The sequence below is a fragment of the Algihabitans sp. genome (assembly GCF_965226985.1).
GTDB lineage: Bacteria > Pseudomonadota > Alphaproteobacteria > Kiloniellales > DSM-21159 > Algihabitans.
On record NZ_OZ245712.1, the window covers coordinates 1,896,283 to 1,913,122 of the forward strand.

A 16,840-nucleotide genomic window follows, 5' to 3' on the forward strand; every position below is an offset into this window, starting at 1 on the left:
TCACTGTCCCCTCTCCTGCTCGACAGCCGTGAAGCGCCGGCCCCAGATCCAGACGTAGGCCACGCCGGAAATCAGCGTGGTCGCGGCCGCAAGGTAGATCAGACCCGTCTCGACCAGCCCGAACTCCCATCCCACGCCGAGGCGCGCGAGACAAACAGCCGCCAGTGCGATCTGGACGGCCGTGTTGAGTTTGCTCACCCCAAGCGGCTCCATCGTCAGGGCCTGGGTCAGCGTATGATAGAGCAGAGCTCCGCCAACGATGACGATATCCCGCAGGATGACCGCTGCCACAAGCCAAAGCGGAACTTCACCAAGCAAACCGAGCGTAACGAAAGCCGCGATCAGCAGTGCCTTGTCGGCAATAGGGTCGAGGAACGCACCGAGCTTGCTGGCGGCATCGAAGCGCTTGGCGAGAAAGCCGTCCAAGGCATCCGATATGCCCGCCGCCACGAAAACCCAGAGGGCGGCCGTCATGTTGCCGCCCAACAGCAAGGCGGCGAAGACGGGAACCGAGATTAGCCGCCCGATGGTGATAACGTTGGGAATCCAGACCGGCATCGGACTTATATGGTCATGCTCCACAGGCGTTAAAAAGCCGCCAGCCCAGGCTACTGAACAACGGTCGGAGATATCGCCGGCGGTTGCGTCTCCGCACCCGGCTGGAGCGGACCCGGCTGGATCGGACCCGCGGGTTGATCCGACGATTGACCCTGGGGACCGGTCTGCGGCTGCGGGGCGTTGGACTGGGGACCGGTGATCGGAGCCACCTCGATGCCGGAGTTGGCGCCGCCCGCCTGCCTAGGCGTCAGCCGCCATTCGGGCGCACGCCGCGCCGACACGGCCTGAGCGGTGGGCGCCCCTGCCCCCGGAACAGGCCCGCTCGCGCCCTGGCTCGAAATCACGACACCGGCCGGACCGGCGTTCGTACCGCCCGTCCCGTTCCCGAGGAAACCGCCGCTCTGACGCGTGAGTAGCAGGCCGCGCTGCTCCAACTGCACGAGCAACTGATCGATGGAGCCATAGAAGGCCAGATCGACGACGGCACGTTGCCGGGTAAGACTGACCAAGTCACTGGCGGCGATGCTGGCAAGTCCCTCAAGCTGCCGGCGCACCGTCAGCCAATCGCTCAGTTCGGCGACCGGGACCTCTACCAGCAGCCGCTGCAAGGCATCGAAGCTGATGAAGTTCTCGCGCTTCCAGGCCTCCTGAATGCGGTCGTCGATCGCGGCCGCCGCGCGCTCCAGCAGCGCCGGCAGGTCTTCGCCTTGCTGCTGACTGAAGGTGTCCGCCAGGGTTTCGTCCAGACGACCTCCCCGGTAACGGCGACTTTCCACACGCACCCGGCCGAGGCCGACATCCGGATCGCCCTCCTGGACCGCGTGACTGACCAAGACGCTGTCGGCACCGTAGCGCTCGCCGATGGTGCGCAAACGCGTGGGATCGCCGGCCAGGGCTTGGCTGGCATCAATATCCCTGAGATCCTCCAGATCACCGAGCGGCGTCAGAACCGGAACCAGTTCGACCACATCGGACTCCACGATCCAGGCGCTCAGCCAGGGATTCGACCCTTGCCACAACCGGTCGCCAGCACCGGCGGACCATATGGGAACAACCAGAAGGGGCGTCGATTGCACCTCGGCAAAGCGCAGTCCGTTGGCCCGCAGCAGGCGGCGTACGGCGCCGGGCCGGAAGCGCACGCTGAGCGTCGCGATGTAGCGCACAGCCGACGTCCGCTCGTCGGCAACACCGAAGTCGAGTACGTAGTCCTGGACTTCGGCTGCCGATAGCGGCGGAATCGTGCCGTAGTCCTCGGGCAGAACCAGGCGCTCCAGCAGCTCGCGCATCGCCCGCGCCTGGCCTTGCGCCAAGGCCTGCCGCCGTGCCGCCTGAATGCCGTCGGCCGTCACGTCCACTTCAACACCGCGAACGGTGAAGATTTGCGAGTTGGTCTGTGCCGACACGGCCGAGGGCATCAGAGCCGCCCCGATCGCCAGGAGGAGAGCCGTCACGGGCCCGGTGATCCGCATTGAAACGCCCCTTGGATTCGCTATGCTCGCGCCGCCCGCGTCAGACGTACGCCACCATCCAGTGATGCTGGGGGCCAGTCATACTGGAGGCGTCGCGGGATGACAAACGCTGTCGCTGAGGCAGCGAAGCCTTTCTGAACCCTCGGAAGCTGCGACTTATGGCCGGACTGACCTACAAAGATGCAGGCGTGGATATCGACGCCGGCAATGCCCTGGTAGAGGCAATCAAGCCGCTCGCCAAATCGACGGCACGGCCCGGCGTTCTCGGCGGCCTCGGCGGATTCGGCGGGGTCTTCGACCTCAAGGCCTGCGGTTACGAGGATCCGCTGCTCGTCTCAGCGACCGACGGCGTCGGCACCAAGTTGAAGGTCGCGCTGGCGGCTGGCCGGCACGACGGCGTCGGAATCGATCTGGTGGCGATGTGCGTCAATGACCTTGTCGTGCAAGGCGCCGAGCCGCTGTTCTTTCTGGACTACTACGCCGTCGGACGGCTGCAGCCGGAGACCGGCCGGGAGGTCGTCGCCGGCATCGCCGAGGGCTGCCGCCAGGCCGGCTGCGCCCTGATCGGCGGCGAAACGGCCGAGATGCCGGGCCTCTACGCGGAGGGCGATTACGATCTGGCCGGCTTCGCCGTCGGGGCCGTCGAACGGACCGCGCTGTTGGATGGGACGCAGGTGCGCGCGGGCGACCGCGTGCTGGGGCTGGCTTCCCACGGCTTGCATTCCAACGGCTTTTCTCTGGTCCGCAAGGTCGTCGAAACGGCCGGGCTGGACTACGCCGCGCCCGCGCCTTTTGCGCCGTTCGCGGGCGAAACCCCGAACCGTTCGCTCGGCGAAGCACTGCTGACTCCGACCCGGATCTACGTGAAGCCCGTCCTCGCCGCCCTGCGCCTTGGCGGCGTGCATGCAATGGCGCACATCACCGGCGGCGGTCTGCTCGAGAACTTACCGCGTGTCGTTCCGGAGAGCCTAGCCTACCGGCTGAACCGCGATGCCTGGCAGCGCCCGGCTGTCTTTTCTTGGCTGGCGGAGACCGGAGGTCTGGACGAGGTCGACCTGCTGCGCACGTTCAACTGCGGCATCGGCTTCGTACTCGTGGTGGATCCCGCGCAAGCCGATGCCGTCGGGGGGCTTCTGCAGGAGGCGGGCGAGACCGTCTACCAACTGGGCGAAATCGTTCCCCGGGAGAGCGAGGCCGTTCTGTTCGAGGCGCCGGCGGCGTGACACGCAAAAGAGTCGGAGTCCTAATCTCCGGGCGCGGCAGCAACCTGCAGGCGCTGCTCGATGCCGCCCAGGCGCCGGACTGCCCCTTCGAGATCGTGCTGGTGCTGTCCAATAAAGCCAAGGTGCAGGGCCTGGAGCGGGCAGCGGCGGCCGGCGTGGCGACCGCCGTCATCGACCACCGCACCTTTCCCGACCGCGAAACCTTCGAGATGGCCATGACCGAGGCCCTTGAGGCCGCCGGGGCGGAGCTGGTTTGCCAGGCCGGCTTCATGCGGGTCGTGACCTCCTGGTTCGTGACACGCTGGCATGACCGGTTGCTGAACATCCATCCATCGTTGTTGCCGGCCTTTCCCGGTCTCGATACCCACGAGCGGGCGCTCGCAGCCGGGGTCAAACTGCACGGCTGCAGCGTTCACCTGGTGCGCGAAACGGTGGACCAGGGACCGATCCTGGGTCAGGCCGCCGTGCCGGTCCTGCCCGGCGACGACGCGGAGACTCTGGCGGCCCGCGTGCTGGAGGCCGAACACCGGCTCTACCCGGCCTGCCTCGCCCTCTACGCCGCCGGGCGCATCGACGTGAGAGGCGAGACGGCCCGCCTGAAGACCGCGCCCGCCCCCGGTGGACTGCTGATCAACCCGCCCTCCCCGGCTGCAGACGCTTGAGCGGCCGCACGACTTCGCGTAGACAGTCAACGAACAAACGCACAGTCAGGCGACCCGTAATCAGGCAGGCATACGACGGGCCTGGCTAGAATTCAGCCGGTGCAGGACGTGACCGAAGCAAAAGAGGATCCGATGGCAAAAGACGAGACGCTCGAGCAGGAACTGCTGACGGAGCACCAGAAAATCTATGCCAGCTTCGTCAAGAACAGCGTGCGGGGAACCGTCATCGTCTGCATCATCGTTGCCTTGGTGGTCGGCTTCGCTCTCGTCGGCTGAGGCAGAGGCGCGATCGGCCGCTGCCCCATCGCCTGAAACAAGAGGCTCGAAAATGCGAACGGCGGGCGCCCAAGAGGCAGCCCGCCGTTTAACGTTGTGCGCCGGGACAGACCCGCGAGCCGGCGCCAACTCCAAAATGAGCCTGTAGCTCAACTGTTCGATGGAAGCATCGCCGCTTCCATCGGGCAGGATCGCGCTTTAACCGGTGATCTCGGTCTGTGCGAAGAAGTAGGCGATTTCCTGCGCCGCGGTGTCGGCAGCGTCGGACCCATGCACCGAATTGGCCTCGATCGATTCCGCAAAGTCAGCGCGGATCGTGCCGGCCTCGGCGTTGGCGGGATTGGTCGCGCCCATCACTTCACGGTTCTTCGCGATGGCGCCCTCGCCCTCCAGCACCTGCACGACGACCGGCCCGGACGTCATGAAGGCGACCAGGTCGCCGAAGAAGGGCTTGTCGCTGTGGACCGCATAGAACCCTTCGGCCTCGGCCTTGGTGAGCTGCAGGCGCTTCTGCGCGATCACGCGCAGGCCCGCGGACTCCAGGCGGTCCAGGATCTTGCCGGTGATGTTGCGCTTCGTTGCGTCGGGCTTGATGATCGAAAAGGTACGCTCGATCGCCATGATTGATCGGATCTCCGTTCGTGGCTGTTGCGGAAGCGGCGCCGCCCCAAGTGAAGGCGGCGCCGCCGAAAGTCGCGCGGAGCTATAACGACCTTAGCGGGCCGGGGCAACCGCCGGCCGTCGAACAGCAGCAGCTGCCAGGTGAGACTCACTTTTTTAACGACTTCTCCCCTCAAGATAGATAGTTTTCAACCGATACTCTCGCTTGAGGTGAAACAGATGACGGCCTCTACACTGACCGATGTCTTGCCCTACCTTCTGGGCGCAGTTGTCTTCCTGTTCGTCCTCAAGCACCTGATTCCCGGCAAGGCCGCATCGAACGAGTACCCGCGTCAGTACCCAAGAGCATACGGGTCCGGCCGCAAGTTCATTTGGTTCGGCAAGAACGAGGGACGACGCAGCCGCTCGCGGAAAGAGGAGGCGGCCGTCGATCGCGACAACCCGAACCGCCAGATCCGGCACATTCTGAACGCAGACTTCGTAAGACAGCCGTTCATGAACCGCGAGGAGTATGCGGTCTACATGGCAACGCGCGACGCGCTTCGGTCTGTCTCGAACCGCTACCATGTGTTCCCGCAGGCTCCGATGGGCGAATTGTTCAAATCGCGCTGTCAGGTGGCCTTCAAGGCGATCAACACCAAGCGGTTGGACGTCGTAATCGTCGATGCCTGGGGAAGAGCCGCCGCCGCCGTCGAGTACCACGGTGGAGGCCATTTCCAGGGCAATGCCATTCAGCGGGACCGCATCAAGAAGTGCGCTCTGGAACGGGCGGGCATCCCCTTGATCGAACTCTACGAGGGCTTCGAACGTGGCGACCTGGAGCAGCAGTTGAGGGCTGCTCTGAAGGCCGGAGCCGCACCGGCAGCCGAATAGCTACGGTCTTCCCTTACAACCAACCAGACCCCGAGTTCATGCAGTAGAGCGAATAGCCGAAAAGACCGGCGCTGTGGTATCTCCGCAGGCGACATGCTGCATATCAACGACCTGACCTTCCGCCATGCCGGGCGGGCGATCTTCCAGCGCGCGACTGTCGCGCTGGAGCGCGGCTGGCGCGTCGGCATGGTGGGACGCAACGGCGCCGGCAAAACGACGCTGCTGAAACTGATCGCCGGAGACCTGCATCCCGATGCCGGCGATGTGCGGCTGGTGGGCCGCGTCAGGGTCGGGACGGTCGCGCAGGAGGCCCCGGGCGGTGCCCGCTCCCTGCTCGACACGGTGCTGGCGGCCGACGGCGAACGCACGGCACTGCTGGAGGAAGCCGAGACCGCCAGCGACCCAGCACGCCTCGCAGACATCCATGAACGGCTCGCCGTTATCCGGGCCGACGCGGCGCCCGCGCGCGCCGCCCGGTTGCTCGCGGGCCTCGGCTTCGACGAGGCCGCACAGCAGCGGCCCTGCGGCGAATTCTCGGGGGGCTGGCGGATGCGCGTGGCCTTGGCCGCGCTGCTGTTCGCGGAGCCCGATCTGCTGCTGCTGGACGAACCGACCAACCATCTGGACCTGGAAGCCACGATCTGGCTGGAAAGCTATCTCAAGTCCTACCCCGGCAGCCTGATCCTGGTGAGCCACGACCGCGGCCTGCTGAACCGCACGGTCGACCGCATCCTGCATGTCGAGGCCGAACGCCTGACCCTCTACCAAGGCAACTACGACCGCTTCGAACGGACACGGCGCGAGCGTCTGGAGCGCGAGGCCGCGACGAATACCAAGATCCAGGCCCAGCGCCGCCACATCCAGGCCTTCGTCGACCGCTTCCGCGCCAAGGCCACCAAGGCGCGGCAGGCGCAGTCCCGGTTGAAAATGCTGGAGAAACTCCAACCCATCGTCTCGGTCGTCGAGAGCCAGACGGTCAGTCTCGACTTTCCCCGACCCGAACCGCTGAGCCCGCCGATCCTGTCGCTGGAGGGCGCCGCCGTCGGCTACGGCGAGAAGCCGGTCCTACAGGGTCTCGACCTGCGCATCGATATGGAGGACCGGGTTGCCTTGCTAGGCGCCAACGGCAACGGCAAGTCCACCCTCGCGCGCTTGCTGGCCGGCCGTCTGAAACCCTCGACCGGGCGTCTCGCCCGCTCCCCGAAGCTGCGCGTCGGTTACTTCGCCCAAGACCAGGCGGAGGCGCTCGATCTGTCCGGCACGCCGCTGAGCAATCTGCAGCAGCTCATGCCGATGGCGACCGAGGAGAAGCTGCGGAGTCATCTGGGACGCTTCGGCTTCTCGGCCGACAAGGCCGACACGCGCGCCGGCAAGCTGTCCGGCGGCGAGAAGGCGCGGTTGCTCTTCGCGCTGGTCAGCCGCGAACAACCGCACCTGCTGATCCTCGACGAGCCGACCAACCACCTGGACGTCGACGCACGCGAGGCTCTGGTTCAGGCCCTGGGAGAATTCGAGGGCGGCGTGATCCTGGTGAGTCACGATCCCCATCTGGTCGAGCTGGTCGCGGATCGCCTTTGGCTGGTGCAGAACGGCACGGTCCAGCCCTTCGAAGGAGACATGGCGGACTACCGGCAACTGCTGCTGGAACAGCGCCGTGCGGAACGCCGCCAGGCCAAGGCGGAGGCACGCAGTCAGTCAGGTGCGGACGGCCCGGTCAGCCAGGCGGACGCGCGGGACCGCCGGCGGCAGGCGGCGGTTCAGCGCAACGCGCTGGCCGATCTCAAGAAGGCGGCGCGGCAAGCGGAGGCGCGGCTGGAAAAGCTCCAGGCCGCTCTTGACCTGCTGGAACAGGAGCTGGCCGATCCCGCGCTCTACGACGGCCCGGCCGACCGGCTTATAAGGCTTCAGACCAAACATGCCGAAGTGGCAGCCGCCATCGCCGAGACCGAGGAGCGTTGGCTGGAGGCGCAAGGCAGTCTGGAAGCGGCCGGATAGCGGCGGTGTCACGGGGCGGCTTTCCGACGCCGAGGGGAGTTAGAAGGGTAAGGATGACGGACGCGCATCACCGCAAGCTGGAGCGGATGTACGCCGCCGCCCCCTTCAACGGCTACTATTCGGGAGACATGAAAATCTCGGAGGGAGCCGCGCGACTGGAGATCCCGATCCAAGACACCTTCCACCACGCGGCGCAGGCCGTGCATGGCACCCACTACTTCAAGGTTCTGGACGACAGCTGCTTCTTCGCGGCCCAGTCCGTGGTCGCCGATGTCTTTCTTCTGACGGCAAGCTTCACGCTCTACTTCACCCGTCCCATCGCCGGACAGCGAATGGCGGGCGAAGCCAAACTGGTCAGCGAAACCCGTACGCAACTGATCGCCGAAGGCGTGGTGCTGGATGAGACCGGCAAGATCTGCGGTCGCGGGTCAGGCCTCTTCGCCCGCTCCAGGCATCGGCTGGAAGACCTGCCGGGCTACGGCTAAAAGGCAAAAGGCGATTCGCGCCACGGCCTGGATCGCTGAAGCGACTGCGCCTCTGGCGAACCTGCTCTAAGTGGCGGACTCCTGTGCATTGCGTTTGGCGCGATCGTTCGATTTCACGACCGCGCTCGGTTTTGATGCTTTACGTTTCACCTTCGGTTCGGTCACGCGCGTGATCGCGACGCCCTCTTCGTCCGGCCCAGCGTAATCGAGAACTTCCGTACTGAGCGCGTAGCAAGCGAGCCGTACCGTCAGAGGTATCTCGACAGTCTTTCCCTTGCGCTCGCCCTTTTCATAGTACTGGACGACGCGACGCTTCAGCCCGAGCGCCTCGGCGGCATCTTTCTGGGTCATTCCAAGCGTCTTGCGCCAACGCCTGAACGCTTCGGCGGTCATCTCCAAACCGGCAGTATCCTTCTTACGGGGAACTTTCATCGTTTGGGGTTCGCCTGCGGGCTACTGGTGCCTGTTCGTCACCGCGGGCGAAGCTTAGGCTCCGCCGTAAGACGACACAAGACACCCGACAGGCAGAGAAGGCGCAACCCGTGCGCCCGCTGCGTTACGCTAGTTTACACAGAATTACACATAACCGGCTTGTCTAAAGCGCACAGAGTGCGCATATATGAAGGCACAGGAGAGCCGCGACACGGAACGACGCCGAAACAACAGTACCGGCCCGCGTCAGTAACGATATCCGAGCAAAAGGTTAAAAATTAACGATCTCAATCGTATTGCTGTCAGGACACCGGTCACAAAACGCCCAAGGAGGGTAAGTTCATGACCTACTCGGTTTACGTCTTCGGTCACGGTGCTTTCAGCGACAAGGACCATTTCGAGCGCTTGGGCGTTACACCGCTGCACCAGGCGGAGGAAGTGCGCGTCTACGGCCCGAAGCCGAAGTTCGTCTATTCGGTCGACGACGGCGATTTTCACAAGCTGACGGTGGAGGACGCCGAGGTCTACCGCCTCGTGCACGACCATCCGAATGCCAAGGTCCGCATGATTCCGTTGGTCGCCTGACCTAAAGGCCTCCGGGCCTCCCGGCGCACTCATGCGGGTGCCCTAAGTCTGGGAGGCCTTGTCGGCCCAACGGCCCTCGTCGTCCTGTTGCCAGTAGCTCAGACTGTGGCCGCCCTCTCGGAAAACCTTCCACTGTCCGCGCGCCGCTTGAACGGCTACGTCGTCATGGCCGTCGAACAGCAGCATGCAGCGCTCGAAGGACGCGACGTCCGACCAGTCGGCGCCGTGGATGAGGAAGAGATAGTCCGAGGCGTTGGGGTTTTCCTCGGCGGCGGTGATCCAGATCGGCTGTTTGTCGGCCTGACCGTCGGCCGAGGTACCGTGGGGCAGAAACCCCTTCTCGTCGTAGGTCCAGAGATGCTCGGCCAAGGGCTCCACCTTCTCCGGATCACCGCTCCGGACCAGGGCCCGCTTACCGCGCTGCACCGTCAGGTCCAGCAGCCTCGGCAAGGCTTGCAGGAGCGGTCGTCGGGTCAAGTGATAGAAACGCACCTCGGTCATGGCGGACCTTTTCTAACCTAGCTGCCGAAGCGGCACCAAGACTTCGGTGACCGTTCTCGGTCCTCAAGCGAACAGGCTCACAATCGCGATCGCCGCAACGATCCCAAGCGCCAGGCGTCGGAACAGCCGTTCGTCGGCAAAGCGGAAGCCGTGTGCGCCGATCCAGATCGCGGCCGCGTAGACCGGAGCCAGAAGCAGGGACATCGTCAGGACCTGGCCGGTGAAGAGTCCGCCGACGAAGAAACTGATCCAAGCGGCAACCGTCACCAAGGCCAGGAAGACGATGATGTTGGCCCGCACCGTGGCCGCGTTCGCCTGCCCGCCGAGCCAGAAGAGGATGACGGGCGGTCCGGCGATCCCGATCGAGCCGCCCATCAGGCCTGCGGCTCCACCGACGCCGAGGGAAAACCATGCCGTCGGCGCAGCGCTGTAGCGCCATCCGCTGGCCATCACGAGCACCAGCAGCAAGATCGCCAAGGAGATGACCCAGCGCAGCAGCTCCTGGTCGGCCACGATCAGCAGGTAGACGCCGAGCGGCAGCAGCAGCGAGGCCCCCAGGGTCAGGGGTGCCACCTCCCGCCAAGTGCAGCGGCGCATAGCCTTTGGGAGCAGACCCAGGGTGCCGGTCACGTCGACCAGCGACATGATCGGAATCGCAGCCATGGGACCGAAGACCAGGCTGTAGGACGGCACCAGGATCATTGCGGAGCCAAAGCCGCTGAAACCCCGCACCAAACCGGCCAAGAGCGTGGCGCCGAACAGAATCGTCAGGTCCAGGGCGTTCAGACTCGCCAGAGGCCTCGTGAATTCCTCCCACACAGGGCTTCGTCCCCTATCAATCCGCTGAGCTTGTACACTGGGCTCGCGCGAGCGAGGGCTGCGCCCTGGGCAGATCCGCCCTGCGCCAGCGAAACCCCATGGGATATGAGATTTCGGGAGATGCATGACCGCACGAGTCCCGTTCCGCATGGACAGAACAACAGGTATTCGTCGGCACCTTCCGGCGTTACGCCGGCCGGCTGGCTAGACGAGCCTCAGGTAAATTGATAATAGTTCTCAATCTCACTTCTGTCGGGTTGGGGCATGCCGAGATATCTGGCGCAAAGCAGCGCGGCGCCGCACACCGTTGCGTCCGAAGACATGGATGTCGGCCAGCTCTATCGACGCCATCACCCCTGGCTTTTGGGCTGGCTGCGGCGCAAGTTGGCAAACGGTCAGGATGCATCGGACGTCAGCCACGACACCTTTCTGCGCCTCTTGAGCCTCGACAACCCGCAGTCTCTACGCGAGCCGCGGGCCTATCTGCTGGTGATCGCGAGCCGGCTTCTGATCAACAGATACCGCCGCAAGCGAGTCGAGACCGAGGCCTTGCGGCAGGTCGCCATCCTGATGCGCAGAGTCGAGGAGCAGACGCCGGCCGAGATCGCCGCCGCACAGAGTCTGCTGCGTCGCCTACTGCTCATGCTGGCGGAAGAACTGCCTGACCATGTTCGCCAGGCCTTCCTGCTCTCTCGCGTAGACGGCTTGTCCTACGCCCAAATCGCCGAGCGGCTTGGCGTGTCAGAGAGCAGCGTGAAGCAGTATCTGGCGCGCGCTCTGGTCCATTGTCACAAGCGCTTCCATGCCGAATACCGCGAACTCCGGCAATGAGCGGTCAGCAAGCCGAAGCGAATAACGCCGATGCCCCAGAGTTCGTGCGCGAGCAGGCGGCGCAGTGGTTGATCCTGCTGGACGCTACGCCTGAGGCGGATCCCAAACTGCAAAGCGAGCTCAAGGCATGGCTCGCGGCCGACCCTCTGCATCGCCAGATGTTCGAGGAGATGCAGCAACTCTGGACGACCGCCGGCCGGAGCAAAACGGCGAAGCGACAGCGCCGCCGCGCCGGACTGGCGGCGATCTGCCTGGGCTTCGTACTGGCGGCCTGGCAGTTGCCCTGGACCTATTGGGCCGCCGACCATCGGACGGCGGTGGGCGAGGTGCGCGCCTTCACGCTGCCGGACGGCAGCCTGGCGACCCTGGACTCCAACAGCGCCATCGATGTGCACTTCGACGGCGCCAAACGGCGGATCGAGTTGGTCCAGGGTGCGGTACTGGTTCAGGTGCCCCGCTCAGATCTTGAAGCTGTCTTCATCGTGACGGCGGGCGACGTCGGCGCCGAAGCGCTCGGCACCCTCTACGCAGTCAGAACCACGTCCGACCTGACCCGCGTCAGCGTATACGAGTCTGACGTGAGGGTTCGCGTCGCCGGGAACGCGTCCGTCGATCTGAGACCCGGACAGGCGATCGACATCGCAGCGGCGACGCCGGGCGCGCCTTATGCGATTGCGACCGAGGGGCCGGACTGGGCGTCGCGCCGTCTGGTCTTCAACGACGCTCCGCTGTCCCAGGTCGTCGACAGTCTGGCGCGCTACCGTCCCGGCCTGCTGCGGCTGTCCGATGCCACAGCCGGGGCGGACCGGCGATTCACCGGCGTGCTGCCGACCGACGACAGCGAGACCGCTCTCGCGTTGCTGGCACGGTCCCTCGACCTCAAGATCCACCGCTACACGGACTACCTGATCTGGATCGAGTAACGCGTCGCCGACCGGCACGAAGAAAGTCTGACGCGCGAAAAAGGTCTGCCAGGGCAAAAAGATCTGTCCGATTTTCTATCCGCTTTGTCATTACCCACGAAAGCAACGCGACAAGTGGGAAGGTCAATGGGGAAAGTCGGGTTTCGTAGGTCTCTACACGTCGTTCTGACAGTCGGTGGTCTTTTATTAGGCGTTTCGCCGACGTCTCTCGCCGCGTCTCAGCCGCAAGCGATAACGCTGCCGGTAATGCCGCTCGATCAGGCGGTCACCGAACTCGCCGGGCAGACGGGCCTGACCGTCGGCGGCGACGGCAGCTTGCTGCGCGGCAAGACCAGCCCGCCTCTGGACGGACTCTACAGCCCGATTGAGGCTCTGCGCCTTTTGCTGCAAGGATCGGGCGTGATCTTCGAGGTCATTGACGACAACAGCGTGGCGCTTGTGGGCAACGCAAACGGCAGCGAAGGCGGGCCGATGCGTCTCGGCGACATCACCGTCACCGCCCGGCGCACCGAGGAACTGCTGCAGGACGTACCCGGCAGTGTGGTGGTCCTGACCGGCGAGGAACTGGAACGCTCCAACCTTCAGGACACCGCTGAGGTGAGCCTGCGACTGCCGAACGTCAGCTTCGTCGACAACTCGGACCCGGCCAATCTCAATCTGTCGATCCGCGGGATCAGCGATCTGAGCGGAGCCGGAAGCAGCCCAACCAACGGGATCTTCGCCGACGGCATCCTGTTGAACCCCACCGGCGACATCAGCGGCATCAACGCCAACCTCGTCGACCTGGAACGTGTCGAGGTGGCCTACGGCCCGCAGGGCACGGCCTTCGGCCGCGGCACTCTCGGCGGCGCCATCAACTTCGTCACCAAGAAGCCGACCGACGAGTTCGAAGCTTCCCTCGAAACCGAGTTCGGCTCCTACCCCGACGGGCGCGCGACGGCGATCGTCAACGCACCGATCCTGGAAGACGGCCTGCTCTCGGCGCGGCTCGTGGCCTTCGGCGGCATCTCGGACGGCTTCGTGGACTTCGCCGAGGGCAGCAACCCGGACTCCGTCGGCCGGGACGACGTCGGCACCCGCATCAGCCTCAGGTCGCAGCCGACCAGCCGACTCACCCTCGATGCCTCCCTCTCTTTCGACCGAACCGAGTTCGACGCTTCTAACATGGTAGATTTCTCGAGCGTCGAGGACGAGGATTTGGTTACGGGCGCCGACTTCCTCGAAGAAAACTCGCTTAACCGCATCCTTGCATCCTTCCAGGGGACCTACGACTTCGACATCGGGTCCCTCAGATCGACCAGTTCTCTCTTCCTCACCGACCTCGACAGCTTCGACGACAACGATTTCGCGGCACTCGACTTCACCACCAATGTCGCCTCGCTAAACGAACGCGCGATCGCCCAGGAGTTTCGCTTCGAGAGCGAGAGCTTCGACCTCCCGTCCCAAACGGGCGAGGCGGCCTTCAACCTAGGCACCGCGTTCAGCTTCAACCGACGGGACTTCAGCATCATCGTAGATCCCGGTGCGGACGCCTTTCGGATCGCCGGCCCTCTGGCGGACGACGGCAGCACGATCGGAAGCAGCGCGAACCGGGACGTCTTCAACTTCGGTCTGTTCGGCGACCTGCGATGGCGGCCGATCCCCAAGCTGGAGATCGCCGGCGGCGCGCGCTTCAGCTTCGACCGCGTGAAGGAGGAAGGCGAGACCTTGAGCACGGGACTCTCCGCCCTCACCGTCCCGCCCGTGCCCTTCCAGTCCGAAGAGGCGAACTTCACGTCCGTGACGCCTAGCGCCTCGATCAAGTACGACTGGACCGACGACTTCTCGACCTACTTCGCCTTTTCGACAGGGTTCCGGCCCGGCGGCTTCAGCTCCGCCCTCTCCGGCTTTTCCGGCTTCGAGGAGGAGACCGTGCGGTCCTACGAGGGCGGGTTCCGCGCTTCCTTGCTCGACAATCGCCTGCTGGTGAACGGCAGCGGCTACCTGCTCGACTACAAGGACATTCAGGTTTCACTTCTCGAAACGGTCAGCGGCATTTCGACGCAATTTATCGACAATGCGGCCGAGGCCCGCAGCGTCGGTGCCGAAATCGGCATCTCCGCCCTGCCCATCGAGAGCCTGCGCATCGACACACAGATCGGCATCAACTTCGCGAAGTTCACGGACTATCCCGACTCGCCCTTTGGCGACCTGACCGACAGGCGGCTGCCGAACGCTCCGGTTCATACCTTCAGCATCGCCGGCGACTACGAGCATCCCCGCGAGATCCTGCCGGGCGCGCGCGGTTTTCTGCGGGCCGAGTACAGCCTGCGCACGAGTTTCAACGACGACCTGAATCCCGACGCGCCGGGTTTCGACGGCTTCGACCTGCTCAACCTGCGGCTCGGTCTGCGCGCCGAACGCTACACCTTCGAAGCCTTCGTCGAGAACGCGCTCGACGAGATCTATGCTACCGGGTCGTCGGCTGGCACGAGCAACCTCGGCGGGCAGAGAATCGTCGACGTTGGTCCGACACGGCGCTTCGGCGTGAGGGCGAGGCTGCAGTTCTGAAATTTGCGCGATAGCGCCGCTCACCCTGGAGTATAGACTTTACCGCAATAACCACTTTTGGACGACGGTCGTACCCGCAACGTCGACCAGAGACATGATCGGGATGGCCACGGCCGGACCGAAGACCAGACTGTAGGACGGCACGAGGACCATCGCGGAGCCGAAGCCACTGAAACCGCGCACCAAACCGGCCAGCAGCGTCGGCCCCAACAGAACCGCCAGGTCCGTGGCGTTTAGACTCGCCAAAGGTGCCGTCAGTCTCTCCCACACCGAGCCATATCCCGCCCCACCAAATCCCGTCATGCATCCGACGTCTTCCACGCTTCCACACCAACGCCGGTCGGGCGTGGGTTGTACCCTTCGAACGCGGCCTTGCGAAACCCAATACGCTTGATAAAAGAAAAACTTCTGCCGTGCAGATCAACCAGCACGCTCCAGTCTTCAGTGAAGGGTCGCTTGTGTCCCGGCAAGGGTCGTCCTCTCCCGACAGATCTCGAGTCTTCGTCGGCCGCCGCTGCGAGCTCATCGCGGCAGCCGAGAACGTCGTCGGTAGCCGCGCCGTCGCCGAGGAACTCGTTCAGGAAAGCTGGCTGCGCTGGTGCACGAAAAGCTACGATGCGAAGCTGGCGGGTCCGCTTCTGCACAAAATCGTGCGTAATCTCGCCCTTGACTGGCTGCGACGCGAGAAGGTCGAACGCGACAATCTTGCCGAACCGCAGCTTGTGCCAGGGACCGCCCCCGACGGCGAGCGTGTCGCCATCGGACGTGAGGCGGTCCGGATCGCCGCGGCCGCGCTCGCGGAGCTGCCGGAGCGAACCCAGCGCGCCTTTGTGTTGCGCAGCGTCGAGGGCGCGTCGTACGACGAAATCGGGGTGGTGCTCGGTGTGTCGAGCCAACGAGCACATCAGCTCGTCCGAGCCGCCCTCATTCATGTCGACCGGAGACTCAACAGGTCGGAAGCCTGAGCGTGCGCCCCACGCGCGATTGTTACAAAATGGGGCAGCGGTGTTTGAAGAACGATGAAAAAAGACGAAGAACGGCTGCGAGAGCAAGCCGTCGACCTGTTCCTGCAGGTCGAGGAGAGACCGGACGACCCCGAAGTCCGCCGGGCACGTGACGCCTTCCTGGCACGCGGCGCCCGCGAACGCCGCGCTTATGCCAGCGTCGCGCGGAGCTGGTCCGCGGCACGCCCGCAGCGGACACGCCGACGCCAGGGGGCGGCGATCGCCCTCGCCGCGCTTGCCGCCGTCCTGGTTCTGATCGTCGGACCGGATGCACTGCGATGGTACCGGGCCGATCACGCGGCGGGTCCCTCGGGACCCGCCGTCGTCACGCTGGCCAGCGGCGACCGGGTGCACCTCGACGCCGGCTCCGCGATCATCGAAAGGATCAACGAACGGACGCGGCAGGTCGTTCTGCTGGACGGCGCTGCCCACTTCGAGGTCGAACCCGACGGGCGCCCCTTCTCGGTCGAGGCCGGCAGCATGACGGCACGTGCGCTCGGCACGGCCTTTGCCGTCGAACGAGGTGTCGAGGGCGTCAGCGTCGCCGTTTCCGACGGCCGCGTCGAAGCCCTGCATGCGGGCGCACGCGTCGCACTTCGGGCGGGCGAGCGGCTGCGCATCGACTCCGACGGCGGGGAGCGGCGCGACAGGCTTTCTCCCGAGGCCGTTGCGGCTTGGCGGCAGGGACGTCTCGTCCTTCAGGACACCTCGCTGGCCACCGTTGCCGAGGTGCTAGAGCGCCGCATGGCAGGACGCGTCGTGATCCTGGACCCGGCGCTGGCCGCACGGCGCGTCACCGGCGTGTTTTCGCTGGCCGACCCGCTGGCCACGCTGCGCGTCACGACCGGCCTCTACGGCGGCTCTGTCATCGCAGCACCGCCATTTCTCACCCTCGTCTTGGCGGAGGAGGCCCTGCCCTGATCCCTCCGCGATGCGGACGACGGGAACGAAGATTTTTTCGATCCAGCTCTTGAGAACCTCGCCCTTCCCTCGTTTTCAGGACGAAGGGTGCAAAAGGTGCAGCAGAGGGGAA

19 protein-coding genes are annotated in these 16,840 nt (G+C 65.0%); 12 read left to right on the forward strand and 7 right to left on the reverse strand.

Features of this window, described 5'->3' with window-relative positions; genetic code table 11:
- Both ACO054_RS08740 and ACO054_RS08745 read right to left on the reverse strand, forming a co-directional pair.
- Nucleotides 1-558, reverse strand: a complete 558-nt coding sequence (locus ACO054_RS08740; protein ID WP_421710050.1) for a CDP-alcohol phosphatidyltransferase family protein — start codon at nt 556-558, stop codon at nt 1-3.
- A 50-nt stretch (nt 559-608) separates the two neighbouring features.
- The gene (locus tag ACO054_RS08745; RefSeq protein ID WP_421710051.1) at nt 609-2,009 is read right to left on the reverse strand and encodes a DUF2066 domain-containing protein; all 1,401 of its coding nucleotides are present in this window, start codon (nt 2,007-2,009) and stop codon (nt 609-611) included.
- 176 nt (nt 2,010-2,185) lie between these two features.
- Between ACO054_RS08745 and purM the strand changes: the two genes are divergently transcribed.
- The 3 genes from purM (at nt 2,186) to ACO054_RS08760 (ending at nt 4,188) form a co-directional block, all read left to right on the forward strand.
- Nucleotides 2,186-3,250, forward strand: a complete 1,065-nt coding sequence (gene purM / locus ACO054_RS08750) for a phosphoribosylformylglycinamidine cyclo-ligase (protein ID WP_421710052.1) — start codon at nt 2,186-2,188, stop codon at nt 3,248-3,250.
- Entirely contained in the window at nt 3,247-3,912 is a 666-nt protein-coding gene (gene purN / locus ACO054_RS08755; protein WP_421710053.1) for a phosphoribosylglycinamide formyltransferase, read from the forward strand. The genes purM and purN overlap by 4 nt, the downstream gene beginning before the upstream one ends.
- Nucleotides 3,913-4,044: 132 nt before the next feature.
- On the forward strand, nt 4,045-4,188 hold the full coding sequence (locus ACO054_RS08760) for an aa3-type cytochrome c oxidase subunit IV (protein WP_421710054.1): 144 nt from the start codon (nt 4,045-4,047) through the stop codon (nt 4,186-4,188).
- Between the two features lie 198 nt (nt 4,189-4,386).
- Here ACO054_RS08760 and ndk read toward each other — a convergent pair whose 3' ends face one another.
- Complete coding sequence (gene ndk / locus ACO054_RS08765; RefSeq protein ID WP_421710055.1) at nt 4,387-4,809, reverse strand: nucleoside-diphosphate kinase; 423 nt, start codon at nt 4,807-4,809, stop codon at nt 4,387-4,389.
- 219 nt (nt 4,810-5,028) lie between these two features.
- Between ndk and ACO054_RS08770 the strand changes: the two genes are divergently transcribed.
- From ACO054_RS08770 to ACO054_RS08780, 3 genes are all read left to right on the forward strand, one after another.
- Nucleotides 5,029-5,682 (forward strand): DUF2726 domain-containing protein, encoded by a 654-nt coding sequence (locus ACO054_RS08770; RefSeq protein ID WP_421710056.1) that lies wholly within the window; start codon nt 5,029-5,031, stop codon nt 5,680-5,682.
- Between the two features lie 93 nt (nt 5,683-5,775).
- Nucleotides 5,776-7,677 (forward strand): ATP-binding cassette domain-containing protein, encoded by a 1,902-nt coding sequence (locus tag ACO054_RS08775; RefSeq protein ID WP_421710057.1) that lies wholly within the window; start codon nt 5,776-5,778, stop codon nt 7,675-7,677.
- Nucleotides 7,678-7,730: 53 nt separating this feature from the next.
- A complete protein-coding gene (locus tag ACO054_RS08780; protein ID WP_421710058.1) occupies nt 7,731-8,162 on the forward strand; it encodes a PaaI family thioesterase in 432 nt (143 codons plus the stop codon).
- Nucleotides 8,163-8,228: 66 nt separating this feature from the next.
- On the opposite strand, the gene ACO054_RS08785 is transcribed toward ACO054_RS08780, so the two are convergent.
- Nucleotides 8,229-8,594, reverse strand: a complete 366-nt coding sequence (locus tag ACO054_RS08785) for a helix-turn-helix domain-containing protein (RefSeq protein WP_421710059.1) — start codon at nt 8,592-8,594, stop codon at nt 8,229-8,231.
- A 342-nt stretch (nt 8,595-8,936) separates the two neighbouring features.
- On the opposite strand from ACO054_RS08785, the gene ACO054_RS08790 reads away from it, so the two are divergent.
- Nucleotides 8,937-9,179, forward strand: coding sequence for a hypothetical protein (locus ACO054_RS08790; RefSeq protein WP_119165916.1), 243 nt, complete (start codon nt 8,937-8,939; stop codon nt 9,177-9,179).
- Between the two features lie 42 nt (nt 9,180-9,221).
- Here ACO054_RS08790 and ACO054_RS08795 read toward each other — a convergent pair whose 3' ends face one another.
- Together ACO054_RS08795 and ACO054_RS08800 are read right to left on the reverse strand one after the other, a co-directional pair.
- The gene (locus ACO054_RS08795) at nt 9,222-9,680 is read right to left on the reverse strand and encodes a DNA polymerase III subunit chi (RefSeq protein WP_421710060.1); all 459 of its coding nucleotides are present in this window, start codon (nt 9,678-9,680) and stop codon (nt 9,222-9,224) included.
- 63 nt (nt 9,681-9,743) lie between these two features.
- The gene (locus tag ACO054_RS08800) at nt 9,744-10,499 is read right to left on the reverse strand and encodes a sulfite exporter TauE/SafE family protein (RefSeq protein ID WP_421710061.1); all 756 of its coding nucleotides are present in this window, start codon (nt 10,497-10,499) and stop codon (nt 9,744-9,746) included.
- A 264-nt stretch (nt 10,500-10,763) separates the two neighbouring features.
- On the opposite strand from ACO054_RS08800, the gene ACO054_RS08805 reads away from it, so the two are divergent.
- The 3 genes from ACO054_RS08805 (at nt 10,764) to ACO054_RS08815 (ending at nt 14,803) form a co-directional block, all read left to right on the forward strand.
- Complete coding sequence (locus tag ACO054_RS08805) at nt 10,764-11,330, forward strand: sigma-70 family RNA polymerase sigma factor (RefSeq protein ID WP_421710062.1); 567 nt, start codon at nt 10,764-10,766, stop codon at nt 11,328-11,330.
- Nucleotides 11,327-12,253 (forward strand): FecR family protein, encoded by a 927-nt coding sequence (locus ACO054_RS08810; RefSeq protein WP_421710063.1) that lies wholly within the window; start codon nt 11,327-11,329, stop codon nt 12,251-12,253. Before ACO054_RS08805 ends, ACO054_RS08810 begins: the two co-directional genes overlap by 4 nt.
- A gap of 246 nt (nt 12,254-12,499) precedes the next feature.
- Nucleotides 12,500-14,803, forward strand: coding sequence for a TonB-dependent receptor domain-containing protein (locus ACO054_RS08815; protein WP_421710064.1), 2,304 nt, complete (start codon nt 12,500-12,502; stop codon nt 14,801-14,803).
- Between the two features lie 39 nt (nt 14,804-14,842).
- Here the strand turns inward: ACO054_RS08815 and ACO054_RS08820 are convergent, their stop codons facing one another.
- Nucleotides 14,843-15,049: a hypothetical protein gene (locus tag ACO054_RS08820; protein WP_421710065.1), complete on the reverse strand. Its 207-nt coding sequence runs from the start codon at nt 15,047-15,049 to the stop codon at nt 14,843-14,845.
- Between the two features lie 212 nt (nt 15,050-15,261).
- On the opposite strand from ACO054_RS08820, the gene ACO054_RS08825 reads away from it, so the two are divergent.
- Both ACO054_RS08825 and ACO054_RS08830 read left to right on the forward strand, forming a co-directional pair.
- The gene (locus ACO054_RS08825) at nt 15,262-15,768 is read left to right on the forward strand and encodes an RNA polymerase sigma factor (protein WP_421710349.1); all 507 of its coding nucleotides are present in this window, start codon (nt 15,262-15,264) and stop codon (nt 15,766-15,768) included.
- A 54-nt stretch (nt 15,769-15,822) separates the two neighbouring features.
- A complete protein-coding gene (locus ACO054_RS08830; protein ID WP_421710066.1) occupies nt 15,823-16,728 on the forward strand; it encodes a FecR family protein in 906 nt (301 codons plus the stop codon).
- Nucleotides 16,729-16,840: the final 112 nt, after the last annotated feature.

What these genes read in the sequence shown, in the direction of transcription:
- ACO054_RS08830 (WP_421710066.1), top strand. Translation starts at nt 15,823, where the DNA reads ATGAAAAAAGACGAAGAACGGCTGCGAGAGCAAGCCGTCGACCTGTTC.
- ACO054_RS08810 (WP_421710063.1), top strand. Translation starts at nt 11,327, where the DNA reads ATGAGCGGTCAGCAAGCCGAAGCGAATAACGCCGATGCCCCAGAGTTC.
- ACO054_RS08740 (WP_421710050.1), bottom strand. Translation starts at nt 558, where the DNA reads ATGCCGGTCTGGATTCCCAACGTTATCACCATCGGGCGGCTAATCTCG.
- ndk (WP_421710055.1), bottom strand. Translation starts at nt 4,809, where the DNA reads ATGGCGATCGAGCGTACCTTTTCGATCATCAAGCCCGACGCAACGAAG.
- ACO054_RS08775 (WP_421710057.1), top strand. Translation starts at nt 5,776, where the DNA reads ATGCTGCATATCAACGACCTGACCTTCCGCCATGCCGGGCGGGCGATC.
- ACO054_RS08805 (WP_421710062.1), top strand. Translation starts at nt 10,764, where the DNA reads ATGCCGAGATATCTGGCGCAAAGCAGCGCGGCGCCGCACACCGTTGCG.
- purM (WP_421710052.1), top strand. Translation starts at nt 2,186, where the DNA reads ATGGCCGGACTGACCTACAAAGATGCAGGCGTGGATATCGACGCCGGC.
- ACO054_RS08815 (WP_421710064.1), top strand. Translation starts at nt 12,500, where the DNA reads ATGCCGCTCGATCAGGCGGTCACCGAACTCGCCGGGCAGACGGGCCTG.
- ACO054_RS08760 (WP_421710054.1), top strand. Translation starts at nt 4,045, where the DNA reads ATGGCAAAAGACGAGACGCTCGAGCAGGAACTGCTGACGGAGCACCAG.
- ACO054_RS08795 (WP_421710060.1), bottom strand. Translation starts at nt 9,680, where the DNA reads ATGACCGAGGTGCGTTTCTATCACTTGACCCGACGACCGCTCCTGCAA.
- ACO054_RS08790 (WP_119165916.1), top strand. Translation starts at nt 8,937, where the DNA reads ATGACCTACTCGGTTTACGTCTTCGGTCACGGTGCTTTCAGCGACAAG.
- ACO054_RS08770 (WP_421710056.1), top strand. Translation starts at nt 5,029, where the DNA reads ATGACGGCCTCTACACTGACCGATGTCTTGCCCTACCTTCTGGGCGCA.
- ACO054_RS08785 (WP_421710059.1), bottom strand. Translation starts at nt 8,594, where the DNA reads ATGAAAGTTCCCCGTAAGAAGGATACTGCCGGTTTGGAGATGACCGCC.
- ACO054_RS08780 (WP_421710058.1), top strand. Translation starts at nt 7,731, where the DNA reads ATGACGGACGCGCATCACCGCAAGCTGGAGCGGATGTACGCCGCCGCC.